The following is an 18,241-nucleotide window of genomic DNA, read 5'->3' as shown; positions in this document are numbered from 1 at the left end:
CTCGCGAAAGCCGCTCCCGCAGCCGCTATGAGCGGGATCGTCGGCGCCGTCGCAGATCGCGCTTTCCTCGTGGCTGTTCGGCGCGTGCGCGACCAATTTCGCGATGAGCCGCCAGGTCCGGACGGCGAGATCATCGCGAGGAACGTTCGGATCGCGCAGCTTGAAGCACTGTCACAACTCTTGAATGAGTACGAGCACTCCATACGGCGGCCACGCCTGTTCTGGTCGCGATCCACAAGATCACTCGTCGAACGGCTGCCTAGCTTCATCGCGCTTGAGCGTGAACGGGCAAACGACCACAAGCTAAGCGGCCACTTGCGCGCCCGATTTGGAGCGCGGGGCGCGAGCCTCACCGCGATTAACTCGGCACTCCAGGACGGCACGGCCGGCGGGACCGACGCTGACGTTGCGATTCAAGTCGTTTCGAGCGAGGCAGCACACTCTGCGACTCCACTAGATCGGAGCGCAGAGCAGGCGCTCGAGCAGTTGGCTGAGCAGGCTGTCCTCGCGGAGTTGCGACAGGCTGTGGGACCGGAGGACCTTCCCCGAGACTTTATCGCGTTGTTCCTCGGAGGCCGGCCCGGCCGTGATGGGTTTATGCGCAGGTTTGGGAAGCAGCTGCAGCACGCGCTGACTACTACGGAAGCGTTTTATCGCGCTTACACCGCTGTAGCGCTGGCCGACCTTCAGCATGAAGTGCGTGAAGTTCGCGAGAGCTCTGCGCGGGTCGAAGAATCGGTAGGGGCGCTGCGTGCCGATCAGCGACTCGGGGTTGCGGACGCAGATACCGTCTTGGAATCTGGTGACTCGCTCCACTTCGCGACGACGGGTAGTTACTTCCGTCGCTTGTTAAGTGTGGAGTCAGCCTTTCATCACGGACGCCCACTGGTCGGACGCGAGGCTGTGTTGGCGCGACTTCTCGAGTGTGTTGAAGGCGGGCTGACGAGCGGCGACGCCACAGTGGTCTCGTTGGCTTCTGTCGGTGGATCCGGGAAGACCCGGTTACTTCTCGAGGTGGCGCGTCGTGTCGAGCCAACTACCGTTCGCTGGGTACGGGATGGCGAACTTGTCAGTTTCGCGGCGCTGAGCGAACTACCAGCCGGTCCGCTCGTGCTGTTCTGCGATGATGCGCAACGACGTCAAGATCTCACCGAGTTAATTCGGCTTGTGGATTTCCGACGCGAGCCCACCGTACTGATTCTGGGCGCCAGACCCTACGGTCGCGCGGCCGTCTCGACCGCAGTGAATGTCGCGAAGTTGCCCACCGAGAACTTCGTTGATCTGGGCATCTTGGCTGAGGTTCCAAAGAACGAGTTAGAGGGAATCGTTGCCAAGGAACTCGGTCCCGCGTACGCTCACGCCGCTTACGATCTCCTCAGATTGGCCGGCGGATCGATACTCGTAGCTCTCGTCGCCGGGCGACTCCTAAGGACCAAGAATCGCGATCCCCGAACCGTCCCGCTCGACGCGGACTTTCAACAGATCGTGCTGGAGAGCTTCCGCGAAGAATCCGTTGCCGCGCTGCCAGACATCCTAGATCAGCGCGCCGCTCAGCGCACACTCGACGCGCTCGCCGCAGTACAGCCCGTAACGCTGCGCGAGGGCGAGCTTGCGGCTGCGTTTGCCGCGTACGTTGGCGTGGATGGGAGCACGCTCCAGCGAATCCTCGATACGCTTGTTCGCGCGGGTGTGCTCAGGGACGAGCGAAGCGGGCTGCGAATCCAACCCGACGTGCTGGGCGACCATATTCTACACCGTGCTATGGTAGCTCGGGGAGCCCCAACGCAGTTGGATCGTGAACTCCTTGAGCGTCTCGGTCCGGCCGTGCTGCTCAATCTGGTGCAGAATGTCGCCGAACTTGATTGGCAGCGCGAAGCGTCTGGCGACCCAGTACGCATGTTTGAGGGAGTGTGGACGTCGTTCATCCAGGCATTTCGGGCGGCGCCGCTGGAAGACCAGCGTGAGTGGCTTAGGAAGCTGGCACCCGTGGCTGCCTTTCAACCGCGCGCCATGCTCGACTTCGCGCATATGCTCCTCACCATGCCGCCTGACGTGCTTGAAGAGCGGGGGAGTTGGGGCATGCTGAGCACCTATGCGCAGGTCTTAGAGGAACTGCCGCCCCTTATCGCGCTGGCCGCTCATCATCGCCCGGCCGTAGCGCAAGCGCTGGACCTCCTCTGGAACTTAGGACAGCGTGATGCGCGAGAGACCAATCCCTATCCGGAGCACGGGATCCGGCAGCTGAAGGATCTGGTTGGGTACTCGAGGCATCGCGACCTCTGGATGCAGGATGCGGCGCTCGATGCCATGGAACGCTGGCTCGCTGATGCGCGATGGGCACGGCATCTCCACACACCGCTTCTCGTGGCGGACGCGGTGCTGGCGACCGAGATGATGGAGCAGACGCCAGCGCGTGATGGGCTCAGTCTCACGCTGACTCGGCACGGCGTCAACGCGAAGAACACGATGTCACTGCGACTGCGCGCTATCGCCATCACAGGACAAATTGCGCGCAGCGGTGATGTATATGAGAAGCACGAAGCGCTCAGGGTCCTGCTCAATGCGCTGGAGTGTCAGCGAGGCACATTGGGACACGAGGTTACGGAGGACGAGGAGGAGGCATTTCGTGATCAGTTTACCGCCATTTTGGACGTATTCGACGTGATCGTGCGCTCAAGGGTAGATCCAGTCGCGATGCTCTTGATCCGCACGCGACTCCATATTGCGGCGCACCATACTCACCTCGACTGGAAGGCATCGCGCATGCGAGAAGTGGCTGCGACCGTGCCGGACGACGAAGACACGAGGCTCGCTCGAGCGCTTGGATACTTCAACTCTGATTGGCACGTGGCCGACCGTTCCGTCGAAGAAGAGATGGCGGCGGACGAGGAGAATCGTATTCGTGTCGCGAAGGAGCTGGCTGCGGGCACCCCGGTAGTGCCGCTGCTCGTGGCGCGTTTGGGAGCAATGTGCGAGGCCTGGATGGCCGCCAGAGACTCCTGCGACGCGTCGCCGCTTATGTATTCGCTCGCGTCTCATGACCCCGCTCTTGCCTTGGCGCTAGCGCGGCATTTGCTCGAGCATGCCGCTGAGTTGGCGACTCCGCAGGTGGAGTGGTTGAGTAGCCTGCTGACCGCGCTCCGACCGAAAGATACCAGCGGGTACGGCGGGTTACTGGAGGACGCGAGTGCTCACGATGACCGACGGGTGCGTGCGGCTGCCGCATGGTCGATGGCGCGCGTGCTTGGGGCGAGACAGCGTTTCCCGAGTGAGATGGTCGTCCTGCGTCGACTGCTGCGGGATGCGGAGCTGGTCGTCTCGCGCGCCGCCATTCGTGCATTGGCGGTCATGGAGGCGGCACAGGTGGAACTGCTGCTAGGGGACGTCCAAGTACACGGGGATCGCGTTGCCGCCCGCAACCTCGCCGATACTTGGGGCATGCGCCGTCGTGACGATACCATTCCAATTCTGGACGACGTCACTGCGACACATCTGCTTGGTGAACTCGTGCCGGTACCAGACTTCGGTCAAGCGGAGACTAGCATCGGCTTGATGCTGTCGGCGATTGCGGAGACCTTCCCGCATCGCATCCTCGATTTCTTGGACGCCCGCATTCGACGAGAGCACATGTTTCGCGCAGAACGTGCGAGCGAAGGGCGCATATTGGACTTTTCGCGCGATGACTACGATGCGATTCCGTATCGTGGCTTTGACGGCCTGCAGGACGCCTTCGAGCGGTCTCCGGACTACGTTGGAGTCATCGAACGCGTACTTGGGGCGCTTGGTACGGTAGTCGATGGCTCCCTCGTTCATGACGCGGCCGCTCACGACGTCCTTCGTAACTTTGGTCGATGGGATGGTGTGCTGGAGGAAGTCCTTCGCGGCTGGATGACTCGGGGTGATCACGACATGCTTGTGCGAGCGTCTCCTCTCTTCTCTCGACTGACCGCCAACTTCGTTTTAGACCAGCATCCGCTCATGGCCGACTTGCTGGAGTTTCTCGACGCATGTGAACCCAGCGTGAAGGCGACTGTGACGAACGCGATGATCGAAGGGGCATTTAGTGGGCCGCCGGTCGCGCGGTCGGTAGGTACGCCGAGTCTTGTGTTGAGTCGCGTCGCAGACGGAGCGGCATTGCACGCGGAGTTCTACGCTGCCGCCGGACGGCCGCGGGTGCACGCCTTCTATGCGGAACTGACAACCCAGGCGCGCGAACAGTTGGAGCGTGAACGCGTACGCGACGAGACGTCCGCTGCTGAGCTTACGGTGGTCGAAGACTAACGGCCGCGTTTAACGCTAGCTCAGCTCTAGGTCGAGCGCTTCGCGACAACTCGAACCGGACGTGCTTCGTGTCGTGGTCTGATCACGATCACGTCGGCTCTGAGGGCCTCCGGGTTGGAGAGCCAACCATTCCAGAGCGCGGCGGCTCCGACAACGCTCGACGTCCGCTCGGCGTGAACCGCACTCGCGGCGGCGAGGTCGTCCTCATGCTCCAAGAATGCGTGCGAGGCGGTTCGCGCATCCGCGATATGGTCCGCAGAATGGGCGTCACCCGATACGAACGCTTCCCAGCAAAAGAGCGTCTGCTGTGCTGGCGGCCACGCGGACGCGTCTTGCGAGTACGTCACGGCACTGGCCGCGGGGCCGAGCTGTCGGCGAAGCTCCGCGAGAAGCCACGCCGACTGATGGAGGCAGAGCGTGGTGACCGCGAGGCCCGTTGGCGCAGCGAAGGAGCGGTTGCCCTCGTTCGACCGCCCGTAACTAAGCCGACGGTGATCTTCCGGCACCGGGATCGTGAGCGGAGCCTCAAAGCCGAGTGCTACCGAACGCCCGCCTCGAAGATCGGCGGCAATCGCGGTCGCTAGTTCCATGATGCATCGCCCGCTCGCGGGACCGTCGTCTGGGCCGATCCGGAACCATCCAAATCCAGAGGCAGCGCGAGCTCCCCGTGTTGATCCAATGTCGGCGGCGTAGACCACGCCGAACGGTGAATGCGTCGAGCTACGACTCACAGCCCGTACTTCGTCGCGAGGAATTCTCGAAGCGGAGCAGGCGCGACCGCCGCCAGTTCCTGCCAGAGAGCAAAGCCGCAACGCGCGCGTAGGTCAGCGTCGCGTATGGCACCGTATACTCGCCACCACTCGTGGAGCAGATCGGGACGGCGACCGTCGAGCAGTACGACAAACCGCGCGGCCGGATTGCGCGCGACGGCGAGGACATTGCGAATGAGCTGATAGCTGGCGTAGGCCGATGCGTCGCGACTGTCGCCGTCAGCCTTCGGCATCGCCTCGCGAACGAACACCTGATCGAGGTCGGCGTAGCGCTCCACGGCGGCCAGAGACTTCGTTGTGAACGACGTCTCGGTCAGCTTCGCCTCGAAGTTGGTGTCGCCGATCCGCATGTCTACCTCGGTCGAGTCCACTGACCCATCGGCCAGCGGGACCGCGCCCGCCACCCCGAAGTGTGGCACGTCCCCGTCCGCGACGCCGAGCAGCGTGGACAGGCCGCCAGAAATCGCGCCCGGGTAGCACGCGATGTTCATCAGCAGCGCATCGGAGCTGGTGCACGAGTCCATCTCGTGGGCGGACACATCGTGCGGGGGCGGCAGTGCGCGCGCGCTGGGGATGCGATTTCGTGAGCCGTCTATGCGCACCAGAGTCACCGCCGTGTCCCATGCGTCGATGTACATCGTCGGCGGTGAGCGAGAGAGCCGAGCCCTCTTCGTCATGCGCGCGCTTGTTCAACGGTGGTCGCTGGTGCGAGCAAGAAAGCGTCCCCCCACGCGACGAATCGGGTAGAGACTGTGACGAAGTTTTTGCGCCGTGGCCGAGACTACGAGAGCGCATCCGCGCCGACAGGTGCCCGTTGTGAAACGGGCACCCTCCTCTTGTCCTTTCGCACCCTCGTGGCAGACCGCCGTGCTGGCGACGGCGTTTACGTATTTGGCTCTGCCTTTCGACGACGCCGGCCGCCCTTTGACAGCGCGCTCGGGAGAGCGAGGTTGCCCCGAAGAATGACGATTCCCAGAATGACCGGCAGGCCAGAACCTGACGGAGGGGCGATAGCACGCAGCGCGATGTCGTTTTGGACCAGTCCCGGAGCGGTGGTCTTCGCTGACGAATCCAGCACGACGAGCGCACCACATCGGCGCCCACTCGCGGCGACATACTGTGTCGCCTGCTGGCCGTACCGTTCCGCGACGTTTTCGATGGAGAGGCCAGAAGACTGTTCAACCTTGAGTTCGAGGTGAATGCCGCGAAGGACGAGGTCGGAGATGCCCCCCGCGACGTGCGGGTGTTCCTCAAGGTCGAAACCAATCTCCGACGTCGTGCGGAGCCTGTCGCGTAGATCGCGCTGGAAGTTCTCCTCTGTCCAGCTGCCTGGATACAGGGCGTCAGTGATCGCTAACTGCGCCAGTCGCCCAGTCGCCGCCAACAGCGCGAGGAACGGGGCCAAATCCTTGTCCGGAATTCCGAACCGACGCGCCTCGGTCCGGAGAGCAAGGAGGTGCGCATCGAGCAGAGGAAACCCTGTGATTGGCGTAAGTCGAGGGTCCAACCCGCAAAACGATAGGCGGTGCTGTCCCCGGACCTCGATCCGTGACGACCGTAGGCTGACCGCTTCCACCGAGGCTTCGTCACTTACCCGTTCGGAGCTTGGCGAGGACTCGCGGCTCGAAATTACGACCTGACCTACATACGTGACTTCGAGTGGCCGCGCGAGGAGATCTTGCGCGCCATGGACGCGAACTCGCCCGGTACCTCGTAGCTCGACTGCGCGCGCTTCGGCGGTCACGTCATCGCGGTCGACCGGCCGGTCGAAGCTGAACGCCGGAACAGTAAGAGTCCCTGCGGGCTCTACGTGGAGTGGCAGGAATTCGATGCGTGAGGTGTCACGGGGCCAGCGCGACAGCTTGACCTCGAGCGCCAAATCATAAAGCACGTCGGGCTGCAGGGTGATGACGTCAGACCCAGAATGCTTCACTCCTGGACTACTGAAGTGCAGGAAGGCGACGGGAACCGGCTCTGCTCGGCCCAAGTTCGTTGCATCTGAGGTCGGCGTGGACGAGGGTGGGGCGCCCTCAAGCCGTGGCATCGGCGCCCGTCTCAGTTCGTGTTTGCCGAGCGGTAGTGGAAGCGAGGCGCGCAGCAACGCGCCAAGGACATCCTCGACGTCCTCAAGTACATTCACTTTTTCGATGGCGTCCGCCGGGCCGGCGAGCGCCGGAAAAAGCGTGCGCGGCGCGATCCGTCGACGGAGGTCGCGCACGGCTTGGCGGCTCGCCGTGAGAAATCGCGCGGCATCGGGCTCGGCGGCGCGGACCGCGTTCGCCCACCGCGCCAGCAGCGAGGTAGCCCGGAGCAGCGACGCAAGCTCAGTGTACGCACGCCTCAATGGGTCGGCGTCGATCACATGCGCAATCGAATCCTCCATGACGTCGGCGGCTGCATCTAGTGCCGACGTGTCGGCGTACACCGCCTGCTGCACGGCTCGTCGGAGTGCCGCAATCGCCTCAATCGACGAGAGACGCGCTTTCGAGTAGTCGCCGGATATCATCTCGACTTGGTTTGCTCGCTTTGTCTTCATCTACGGCGACGTCGGCCACGTGCGCCGCACGCGCGGCGCGAATGACCGCCTCCACATCCCCGTAGGCCGCGGCAGCTTCGACACTGACCAGCTTTCCTGCGAGCACCGTGTGCAACTTTCGGGACCGGCGATCACGTCTGTCGCCACAGGCCGCCACGGCATCTGCTGAAAGCCCCTGCGCTTCCTCCCACGCCCCGGCATCACCCAGCATCTGTAGGAAGCGTTCGAGATGCCACGGATAGACTTCGAGTACCAGCTTGCCCGCGGCGACGAGCGCGCTTGCCAGGCGCTGAATTTCCGGCGCGCCGAGCTCGGAGAGTTCGTCCAAGAGCGGCCCATGTGATGTCTCAAACGTAGCGGGGTTCGCCAGCAGCGCGATGACCAGTTCTGCGTATCCGGGCGAACCTCGCAGGCCCATGCGGTTACGCTCGACATAGTGCATGGCGCTGTAGGGCGGCAACTTGGCGGCGAGCTTCACCGCAACTGCGCGGGCTCGCGGCGTGAAACGATCCAATTGGCGCATCAGATCGATCAAGACACGCAGCGTCACGTCGAGCGCATCGGTCGACTCACCGTCGGCGTAGATGTTCAGCAGGACACTGACGCGGCTCAATGCTTCCCCGAGGTGGGTCGTTGGTACTCCAATGCGGTCGATAACATGCAAGGCCGCACGGTGGACGATCACAAAAGGATCGGCAAGTAGCACGAGAAAGGTGTCGTGCAGCAGGCTTGGCAGACTATCTTCGCCGAGTTCGCGCACCAACTCGCCGTACGCTTCCGCGGATGCAGCCCGCACGCGTGACGAGCTGTCCGTCATGGCCCGATAGATCGAAGGCAACACAAGCGACGCGCTGGCGGCATTCGTACTCACGCTCCCAAGGTGTTTCACAAGCCTCGCGCGAAACTGATCGGCAACCTCCGGCACGCTGGCGAGTGTGTCCACCATCATCGTAACGATGGATCGATGGAGATCTGGCGACGGTGATTCCGACGCGGCGCGCAACACCGTTACCATCGCTGCGTCAATCAGGCGGTCGAGCGTGAGGTGACGCACCGTGCGGTCCAAGTCCCGTTCAGCGGCCGGGCGCGGATCCACAAGGCCGGAAGCGTCCAGGGTGCCATGCGCGTTCGTGTCAACCGTCATTGCACTGGCGGCGAGCGCCGCAATGCCGAGCAGGGTCGGTGCCGCGTCACGCTCCAGCGCTGTTGGCACGCCAGACCCGTACCGAAAAACGGATTCCACGGCATCCACGAGCCTCCGTTCCTCGGGCAGTCGCGCAAGTGCGTCAATAAGCCGCTGGTACGCGAGCGCCTCTACGGTCGTCGCGGCGCGATCACGGCCAATTTCCTTTCCGCGACGTTCCAAAGCTCCCGTGCGCTCGTCGTGCCCTTCTAGCGCCGCAGCATACGTGCGCAGGACCCCGTGTCGCTCAGGCGCGCCACCCTGCGCCGCCGCGCGGCAGAGTGCCGCATCGACGATATCGGGTTCACGCTGCAGCAGCTCGGCCAACACCCAAGCCAGCGTATGGGCGGCGTCGCCGTCGTCATACTGATCGTCCGGCTGAGCAAAGCCCGCGAGGAGATCAGGCACAAACTGTAGCGCCGCCGCCGGCCCGCTCGCATCGAGGATGGCCGCAACCGCATGGGCACCAGCTTTCCGCCACGCCTTTGCTTCCGACCGCAACGCGCGGCGCACCCCAACGGCCGCAATGCTCGGGGCAGCCGTAAACACGGCGATCAGCCCCGCCGGCTGCGCATCGCGTGCGTCTCCCATGAATGCCCAGCCAGGAATTGGCCGCGCTAAGCCGATCAGGCTCGGCATCGCGCCGGGAAGCGCCGCGAGGATCGAGGGATCCAGCGCGTTCGCCGCCGACGTGCGCATCGCAGTGTCCTCATCTGCGCGCGTCGTTCCGTCGTCGGACAATGCTGCCTGCGCCGCGCCTTTTGGCGCGAACTCTGCGCGAGCCCGTGTCGGCGAAGCGGCTTCTGACGGGTTGGGCGACGAATCGACCGGGGGGCGGGTGAGCAGACGAGCCACGCCTTTCGCCGCTAACGGCACCGCTTCACCTCTTGCCAGCGCGCCCAGTGCGACACCGAGATGAGCAGTCGGGTTGGTTGGCACGACATCGAGCACCGACAGTGCGCCCTCGGTTCGCTCAACGCCGCCAGCGCCCACCACATCAGTTACGTGTCGCACGATCACCTGGGTGAACGCTCCTGGCACAGCGCGGGCGCTCTCTACGAGGAGGCTCGCGGCTTCCGGCGTGGGATCGCGGTCAAAAGCATCCAGCAGGTCAAGCACACTCGTCTCCAGTGGCGACGCCGTGAGGCGGGTCGCGAACCGCTCCTTCGTGCGGCGATCCAACTCGCGGGCGGCCGCCTCCTCGCGGGTGCTGCGCTCTTGCTCACGTGCAAAGGCCTTGGAGTCCCGGGCTCGGACCAGTTCAATGAGGTTCGGGAGCCGCACCGGAAGACGTTCAGCGCAGCCTTCACAGTTTCGGTCATAGAAATCCAGCGCATTGAGCTGCATGTGCATGCTGGTATTGCCTTTGGCCCGCTCGTGAACGCAGGTGACGCGTCGCATGCCGATGGGCAGGCCGGACATCTGTTCCAGAAGGCCAATCCCCCCGTCACTCACTACGCGTGCATGTGCACACCAATTCCCTAGGAGCTCGATAACCTCTCGATTCCGCTCCCCGATGCGCATGGACTTCTCGATATCCCGATCAAGCTCCATACCCACGACGCTACGGCATTTCTTCGGCGGCCACAAGCTCCCATGTCAACTGGGACGATTCGACTGCGCAGCCGCTCTCATCCTGAACGCCCGCGGGAATGCATCGGTTCACGCGGAACGCGGGGTAAACGCTTCGCCGGTAAGTGTTTGCTGCCTGCGTTGCTCGAAAGTCCTTCACGGGCGTTGCGCAGGACCAGGAGGCGACGGCCGCGAGGGGCGGGTTGCTGCCTGCAAGAGCGACAGCGGCGCTGGCCGCCCTCTGAGTTTCCGACTGGAGGCATGGCTCAAGCCTGCTCGAGCGAGTGGGACCACCCCGGTCGCTCAGTCCCGACGTGAAGCCCCGGCCGCATTACCTTTCGGATCGCCTCCTATCCCGTTGTCGGCTCAGCTCATTTGAGCGATATTCATCGATCACTTGATCGGAGGCGCGATGGCCCGTCACACGCAACGCGGAAAGGACGTCCCCAAGCCCAAGAACGCCGGCCAGCTCCTCATACGAGGGAAGTCTGGCACGGCCGGGAAGGTGCGGCCCGGAACCCGGCCTCAAACGGTCAAACGGGACGAGAAGAGGTTGCGCGGTTTGGTGAGAGACTACGCGTCGGCGGACGTCATGCGGCATATCACCATCGTGCGTCAGGGTATCCCGGCCAACGCGGTCACAGTCCTCGCCGGCGGGCTCGGCTTGTCGAAGGAACAGCTCGCCACGGCGTTGGACATCTCGGTGCCCACCCTCAATCGCAGGGCCCGCCAAGAAATTGCGCTGAGCACGCCCGACAGTGAGCGCGTGGCGGGCGTCATGCAGCTCGTCGGCATGGTCGAACGATGGGCCACGGAGCTCGGCGACGGCGCGCCCGACGGCTTTGCCCCAACCGCATGGCTCGGCGAGTGGCTTTCCACGGCCAATCCCGCGCTCGGCGGCGCCGCGCCATTGACGTTGCTCGATACGGCGGAAGGTCGGACCTTGGTGACGCAGGTGCTCGGCAGCCTTGAGTCAGGGACCTTCTGGTGACCGCTGGCGCATCGCTCGCCGCGGCACCAGTCACGCTCTTCAGGATCGCCGCGGACACGCCCGCGTACGGGGCGGATGACCGAACAGGTGCCGGCGCCAAGAAGACCGGTGGTCGGTGGAATCGACCAGATACGGCGGTGATATACGCGGCGCCCTCACGCGCGCTGGCGTGTCTGGAGACGTTGGTGCACGTCGCGCCGGCCGGCGCTTGGCCTTTCAACCGCTACCTGGTCGAGGTCATCGTACCGTACGCGAGTTGGATGAGTCGAACCATCTTCAACCCAGCTTCGCACGTCGGGTGGGATGCGCTGCCCGCCGGGCTGGTCTCCCTCGACTGGGGCACATCGTGGGCGCGAGACATGACGGCGCTCATCGCCGAGGTGCCCTCCGTGATCGTGCCGGAAGAGCCGAACTATCTCCTCAACCCGATGCATCCCGACATGAAGGCGGTCACCGTGCGCAAGGTACGGCGATGGACCTATGATCCGCGCCTTCCGACCAGTACGGCCCCATGAGGCGTCCCGAGAGTGCAAGTTCGGTCGGCACTTCCGAGCTCCTCAATCGGCACTAACAACGCCAGCGAATTCCTGAACAGACGGAACTCAAATTCAGCTGGCCGTGGTGCGCGGTATCCGATCCGATATGATGACGAGAGATTCAGGATTGCCGAGTTGAATGTACTTGAGCGCATCGGTGATCGTCGCCCATCTCGTAACGGCTTCGCGGATTGATTGCAGGTCCGCATGTGACTCCGACGCAACGAGTGACAACAGCTCATCGTACCAATCTTCGACGCCCTCTTCGATCTTCATACCAACCCGAATGGCGATAGACTGCCGAGCCGCTTGAGACAGGTGAATTCCAGACTTCCCGTCTACCGTTTCAAGCAGCTCAGTCATGTGAACACGCCACTGGAGTCCAGACACCAAAGTGGACCACCGCGCCATATGCGGCGGCCGTCCGAGAGCTGCTGGTAACCACTCGCTCAGCCGAATGACGAGACGTGCCACGAAGTATGCCGCGTAACTGGATGTGACGGGCATCGTCGTCCCCAGTACCGTGCGGGCTCCCGCTGCAAGTAGCGCCGCCGCAACCGATGCGTGCGATCCATCTAGGGGATGCGTATCACAGGCGCTCATCACTACTGCTGGCGGAATTCTGGCTCGGCCTCGAAGCTGGCGCGGATCGAGGTTTCGACCTCCTATCCGAAGGCTGCCGTACTCGTCGCCCCGATTGTGAGAACCGTGGCAGTCGAAAATGAGGAGTGCTCCCTCGAAAGACTGTAGCGCCGCGAGAACATCATCTTCGCTGTTGACATCAGTGAATCTCAAATCGACGCGCTGATCGCCGTCTTTCGAAGCTATCTGCTTCATGAGATCTACTGCGTTCTCCAGATCGTTTCGTATTGGATCGTGCGGTGCGAATGATCGGAGTACGAGTACTTGGGATAGAGCCGAGATAGGAATGAGTTCCTCCTCAACCGGCAAAGTCGCTAGGACATTCAGGTTTCCAGGCGTGGCTGGAATGCGGCTCACGATCTTTCGCAGAAGAAGCGGCACTTGCCGTATTCGTGCCCACTCCAGAGGCGCGTCGGCGACGATCTTTATACCTGGGCCGGCCTTCTCCATTAAAGTCAGAAACGACGGTGGTAGCGCACTCGTCAGATGGTCGGACATCTCACGTGCGAACTTGTTCAAGCGCTCGGCCCGATTCGCCCCGGCTTGGCGAGCCGCTCTACACACCCGTTCTGCTCTTTCGTGTACCGTATTAATTCTCCACGGGGCGCGTATGACTGGCACTACGTCCGCGACCGCGCGAAGAGCAACCACGGAAGTCAGCGTCTCCAACTCCAAACGGCGGATTCGCAGCATTGCCCGGCCAATGGGTGAAGCCGCCGCGAGTTGAAATGCCGCCACCTCCATCTGGAGGTGATAGCCAGCCTGCTCTGCAAAGGCGCGCAACAGTTTTCGCAGAGCCTTGGAGATCTCACGATCTTTATTCCCCAGTTTTTGCCGGAGGGCGCCGCTATACCAATGGCGACCCATCGCCGGCGCGACAATCATGATGTCATACGGAACCAAGCTGCGGAGGTTTGGCCTCCTCTTGAGTCCTTCGTCCTTCGCCAAAGCTGCCGCGCGGACGCCTAAGACAGTTTCCGCGCCATCAGCAATGGCTTCTTCGTACGGAAGCGAAGAGGCTGATGGTAACGTCGGTGGATCGACGTTACGGAGATGGAAGCCTAGAGCCTCAAGGACATACTCGTTTGGAAGAGTCACGAGGTGTCCGTAGCTGTTCGTGGACCGAGCAGTAACGCCGACCCTACTGGTGCCGAGGGACATTTGTTGCCGCGCGAGTATGTCGCGAATCAAATCGACGAAGTCTGAGGGGATCTCTCCGGACAGCGCGTCGAGAGTGGAGAGTATGTAGTCACGTAATCCTGAGCGCGACAGAGCAGAGAACGCCTCGTTCTCCTCCGCTCCGTCCACGTATGGATCGCCGTCATTTCCGCCTTCGTTCCCCTCGGTGGTCGAAGAGAACGCTTTGGTGGAGCTGGCCGGCACGTGCCAGATGGGCCGGCCAGAATCGTCGATTATCTCGGCTACCGACCCTTCAATACCTGGCGCGCTGCAGACGCAAATAAACGGGCCTGGAACTAGTGGGAGTCCCTCCGTTAACGAACTAAGCTGGAGTGGAATGACGCGGGCGCCCACCCCCGTCATTCGAGACCACAGCCGTTCTTCAAGAGCGTCCGGCGCATCTCGCAAATCAAAGCCGAGGGCGGCAATTCGGAGAAAAGCGGCCGCCGTACTGAGGATGCCCGTTCCGTACCCTTGGAATGGGCTGTAGGGGTTCGCAGTATTGGGAGTGTCGTGTACGACGATGTAGCTGATCAGAAAAACACTGTCGTCTCGATGCATAAAGAAAGATCCGCCGGGTCGCGGTCAGTGTCGCCCCCACCAGTGTGTTGTAGTGCCCGTTTCTAGCGCGCATTGCCGACAAGACTTTTGAATCATCGCCACCCCAGGTGGCATGAGGTCGTCGAGATCGAGTTACTCCGCAGTTCTCGTACTTTCAGTATTCGAGAGCAGGGAACGACGTTTGAGATTCGATTGCTGGTCGCCGGTGCTACGGCGGTTGCGCCACCTGACCGTGTGAGCGGATCGCGTCCGTCGGCCAGGTCTCGTCTGCAGCCCCGCGACTGTAACGCCAGGACGGCGGCATCGCGCACCCCATTTTCGCCAGACAAAGAGCGGCCGGGCGTTGTATACGTACGACGCACCCTTCGGCGCGACACGCTGCGGCTGACCTCGGACCCATCCTACGAGAGCGCTGCTGGGGTGAGCAGATCCGCAGGATGCGGCTGGTCATCCGAGAGGTAGCGGTAGCGCACCGCGAAGAACCGCTGCAGTCCCTCCAAGTCTGGGGTTCGCTGGTGCAGCTCTAAACCACAGCCGCGAACCTCGTTAAGCATGTTGAGCTGCATCTGGGTCCGCAGGCGCGAGGTCGAGAACAGAGAGACCGGCAGCGGAGGCGCGTCAGCCGGCTCTACTTCGTCCATTGCGGGCGACAAGAGCGCGGCAGCCGCTTGAGGGTCGGACGCGTTTTGTAATGCGGCCGCATTGCGCGTGTTCAGGATGATGGCGCTTACGCCGACGAGGATGTGCCAGTCCTTCCACCCCTCGCTGCGCAACGCTTCCACGGCGGCCACGAAGTCGGGCTCCAGACGCAACCGCGCCAGTGTCTGTCGGCACGGCGGAAGCCCACGGGTGTAGCGCCGCTTGATGCGTTCAGCAGCGGCCGCGGCGTCGTATCCGGGCCCTAGAGACTCACTCCACGCGAGTTCTCGAATCATCGGCCGGGGGAGCGGTCGACGCCGGAGGGCGCGCATGTCCGCCATGCGCAGGCCCGGATAGAAGCGATGCGTGCCGAGCATCTCCGTGTACAGCACGTGGTACGGCAACGCCACCGATACCTTGCCGGGCATGTTTCGGCGCATCAGCCGCTCCAGCAGCGCATCGAATCGCGCGGCGGGTAAGAGCGTGGTCTCCCGAAGGATCTGCAGGACACCGCCGAGAAGAAGCGACTCCCACTCTCGCATCGCCGCGTGCGGCATCCGCTCCGGAACGCGGAGCGTGAGCGCCCACGACCGCGACGCGTTGGACGGCAACGGCGTGAGCGACACCGTCGGAGGCTCGGTCTCGCTCCAGTGCACGTCCATGGCAAGCATTACTCGCGTGGGCACCAGCAAGAGTTCCTGCTCTTCAAGATCGCTCAGCACGATCTGTAGCGCCGCGAGAAACTCCTCGGCCAACGGGACCGTGCGAGCATCGTTCGCATATCGTGCCGTGAAGCGCAGGCCGAGCGCGTCCCATACGACCTCTCCTTCCACTCCCGCGTCACTGAATGCCGCGTCGAACAGTCGCCCGGACATCTCCGCCCAAAACGCGTCAAGGTCCGCTCCGAAGATGTCGCGTGCCAACTCGACTTCCGTCGCCAACCACTCCGACTGACCCCACGCGGTGGTCACAGCGGCGACCGCCGGCACGGCGTCCGGCAGGAAGGCCTCGACGCACGCCGTGATGTGCCCGACCACGTAGCCGAGCAAGTCGATGTCGGTCTCGGTGTCTCCTCGGCTATCGCGGGGCGCAAAGGCCGCGTGATAGCCGACGGTGGCGTCGGCATCCCCTAAGGCGGCCACCCACGCGCCCTGCTGAAAGTCCGCGAGCGTCACCCGCGACATCGCCTTGGGCGCGTATGCCTGTGCCTCGGCTTCCGTCGCCGTGGCCGCGAGGTATGCCGCCGCCAACCCGTATCGTTTGGCCGCGAAGGTCATGCCCAACTGTCGGTACCAGTCGCACAGCAGCACCATGGCGGCCAGTGACGACCGCAACGTCTCGCTGGTGAACCAGTCGACCTTCGCCTGATGCAGTTCGTGGATGGCGCGTAGTGGTCGGTCGGCCCGCGCGAACGCGAACGCGCGCGAAGTCGCTTGCTTCGCCACAGCGCGTTGACCGGACCGCACAGCCGTGGCTTGGTCGAGTTGCTGCACGAAGTCGTCGTATCCCGGGTGCGTGTCGAGCATCGGCGCCATCTTGCCCATACGGTCAGCGAACGCATCAAGCGCGAACAGGGGTGCGCGGTGTACCTGCGCGACGAGCTCCGACCAGAAGATCAGTGCTTGATCAAGGTCGAGCATCCGGTGCTCCCCATCGACGTCTGGCAGAAGGGCGCCAAATCCAGCTGTCGCGAGCAATTGGGCCCGCTCCGAGAACCCCGACTCGAGCGCGAGGCGGTCCGCAACGACCGCGCTCATCGCACGCTGCCACGTCCCCACCTCGGCAGGGCTCAGATCGACCATGCAACGCGTTACAGAGCCCGCAAGCAGCGTGAGCAGGGTCGAGGCATCCTCAAGCTCCCCCGCTGACCCGAACGCCGTACAATCCTCGAAGTATGCGCGAAGATCGCCTTCGAGCCCGCGTAACGTTTCCCGCGCATACCAGGTCGCATACGTCCGCTCGTAGGTGGCGATCCGTGCGACACGAGGAGAGGCCGTGCGCGCGGCGTATTCCCGGAGACGCTGCGCCCACATGGCCACGTCGCCGGACGCACCTTCCGTGTGCCCCGCGTAGCGAATGGCCGTGCGGAGATCGTCGAAGTCCGCAATGTTGGCGGTGGACCCGTCCCGGGACGTCCAGCGCATGCGGGTGGTCGCGTACCACGAGGGGTCCTCGGCCGGGATCGCCGGGAGCAGGCTGGCCGGAAGATGGAGATACTGGGACGCGACGGGGAACAAGTCACGGTCCGCGAGCATATCCCCGAGTGCTTGCAGGTCGAAGATCTCGAGGGACGCGCCGTAGGTTGCGCGACACTGCGCCTGTAGCTCGTGACGGACGGCCACCGCCACGTCAGCCGTGGTGAAGTGATACACCACCTGCGGGCGTTCCTGTCCGCCCATGACGGCGGCCACGTCATCGAGAATCTTCTGGCGGACGTGGGTCTGACGCGTCGAGCAGGTGAACACCAGCAGGTCCCTCCTAGCGCGCCCTACGATGGCCTGGGGCCCCAGCGGTAAACCGCCGACGTACGTCCGATAGCTCTCGAAGTCCCGACCTTGATCGCCGCCAGCCCCTACGGGGCCTGTGGCGGGCAAGATGTTGGACGCGATGCGGACCCGAGCGACCTCGTAGCACAGGCGCTCAAACCCGTGATGATCGTTCCGCTTAGAGAGCTCCGAGAGATGGAACCGAATCTGTGACCGGAGCTGGTCAAGCGTAGGAGAAGTCGAAGGGGAATCGGGGGATGACACGACGAGGGCGCGGAAGGGTCAGTGAGCGGCCCCTGAAGGTTAAGTCGCGTTCGGGTCCTCGGGGACCCGGGATGACGCAGCGATGACGTCTCCAGTACTCTGGGCGAAATGCATACCCTCTCCGACAAACACCGCCGCCGCCTACTGGCTCGCGCGGACCATCACGAGCAGCCGGCCGCCCAGCTACGTCGCTTCGTCGCGCTGCTGTGCGACGATTCGCCTCAACCGGGGAGGCTGGCGACCCCCAAGCCGCCGGGTCTCTCGCGCTGAATCACGAGAGTAATCTCGTCAGACCATGAGCTATCTAGACTGACTGATCGGGTAAACCCGGTGCCTGTGCCAAATGCGAGATGGTAAGGGCAGCCATTGTGACGATATTCTCGTAGATGATAGCGCGATTTACGAGACAGCATCCAAACCGACAGATTGGTTGTGTTTACCGGTTGCCGGTAAGCTGCTTTCTCAACGAGCGACAGCATGATGACATCGGAGGCTCCGCATGCGGGCCTCCGATTGTCTTTTCATTCAACCTTGCCACCAAGCCGCCTCCCCTGATGTGGCGCCCTACTCCCGTGTAAGCAGGACCGGCCCGCTGATTGTT

Annotated in this window: 8 protein-coding genes; 3 read left to right on the top strand and 5 right to left on the bottom strand. The window is 63.3% G+C overall.

Going from position 1 to position 18,241, the window contains the following annotated elements; all coding sequences use genetic code 11:
* The first annotated feature begins 27 nt into the window (after positions 1 to 27).
* Complete coding sequence (locus VGE27_RS06985) at positions 28 to 4,281, top strand: hypothetical protein (protein WP_331048923.1); 4,254 nt, start codon at positions 28 to 30, stop codon at positions 4,279 to 4,281.
* Positions 4,282 to 5,008: 727 nt separating this feature from the next.
* Here VGE27_RS06985 and VGE27_RS06980 read toward each other — a convergent pair.
* The 3 genes from VGE27_RS06980 to VGE27_RS06970 form a co-directional block, all read right to left on the bottom strand.
* Positions 5,009 to 5,590 (bottom strand): PGN_0703 family putative restriction endonuclease, encoded by a 582-nt coding sequence (locus VGE27_RS06980; protein ID WP_331048922.1) that lies wholly within the window; start codon positions 5,588 to 5,590, stop codon positions 5,009 to 5,011.
* 344 nt (positions 5,591 to 5,934) lie between these two features.
* Entirely contained in the window at positions 5,935 to 7,557 is a 1,623-nt protein-coding gene (locus tag VGE27_RS06975) for a hypothetical protein (RefSeq protein WP_331048921.1), read from the bottom strand.
* Positions 7,514 to 10,192 (bottom strand): hypothetical protein, encoded by a 2,679-nt coding sequence (locus tag VGE27_RS06970; protein ID WP_331048920.1) that lies wholly within the window; start codon positions 10,190 to 10,192, stop codon positions 7,514 to 7,516. The genes VGE27_RS06975 and VGE27_RS06970 overlap by 44 nt, the downstream gene beginning before the upstream one ends.
* Positions 10,193 to 10,754: 562 nt before the next feature.
* Here VGE27_RS06970 and VGE27_RS06965 point away from each other — a divergent pair.
* The gene (locus VGE27_RS06965) at positions 10,755 to 11,333 is read left to right on the top strand and encodes an antitoxin Xre-like helix-turn-helix domain-containing protein (protein WP_331048919.1); all 579 of its coding nucleotides are present in this window, start codon (positions 10,755 to 10,757) and stop codon (positions 11,331 to 11,333) included.
* A complete protein-coding gene (locus VGE27_RS06960; protein WP_331048918.1) occupies positions 11,330 to 11,848 on the top strand; it encodes an RES family NAD+ phosphorylase in 519 nt (172 codons plus the stop codon). Before VGE27_RS06965 ends, VGE27_RS06960 begins: the two co-directional genes overlap by 4 nt.
* 93 nt (positions 11,849 to 11,941) lie before the next feature.
* Here the strand turns inward: VGE27_RS06960 and VGE27_RS06955 are convergent, their stop codons facing one another.
* A complete protein-coding gene (locus VGE27_RS06955) occupies positions 11,942 to 14,251 on the bottom strand; it encodes a CHAT domain-containing protein (protein WP_331048917.1) in 2,310 nt (769 codons plus the stop codon).
* Positions 14,252 to 14,652: 401 nt separating this feature from the next.
* On the bottom strand, positions 14,653 to 17,355 hold the full coding sequence (locus VGE27_RS06950) for a hypothetical protein (RefSeq protein WP_331048916.1): 2,703 nt from the start codon (positions 17,353 to 17,355) through the stop codon (positions 14,653 to 14,655).
* Between the last annotated feature and the right edge of the window lie 886 nt (positions 17,356 to 18,241).

It is taken from the genome of Gemmatimonas sp. (assembly GCF_036405635.1).
Taxonomy (GTDB): domain Bacteria; phylum Gemmatimonadota; class Gemmatimonadetes; order Gemmatimonadales; family Gemmatimonadaceae; genus Gemmatimonas.
Note: the sequence above shows the minus strand (reverse complement) of the source record. Positions and strands in the feature narration are given on the sequence as shown.

What these genes read in the sequence shown, in the direction of transcription:
- VGE27_RS06985 (WP_331048923.1), top strand. Translation starts at nt 28, where the DNA reads ATGAGCGGGATCGTCGGCGCCGTCGCAGATCGCGCTTTCCTCGTGGCT.
- VGE27_RS06975 (WP_331048921.1), bottom strand. Translation starts at nt 7,557, where the DNA reads ATGATATCCGGCGACTACTCGAAAGCGCGTCTCTCGTCGATTGAGGCG.
- VGE27_RS06970 (WP_331048920.1), bottom strand. Translation starts at nt 10,192, where the DNA reads ATGTCCGGCCTGCCCATCGGCATGCGACGCGTCACCTGCGTTCACGAG.
- VGE27_RS06965 (WP_331048919.1), top strand. Translation starts at nt 10,755, where the DNA reads ATGGCCCGTCACACGCAACGCGGAAAGGACGTCCCCAAGCCCAAGAAC.
- VGE27_RS06955 (WP_331048917.1), bottom strand. Translation starts at nt 14,251, where the DNA reads ATGCATCGAGACGACAGTGTTTTTCTGATCAGCTACATCGTCGTACAC.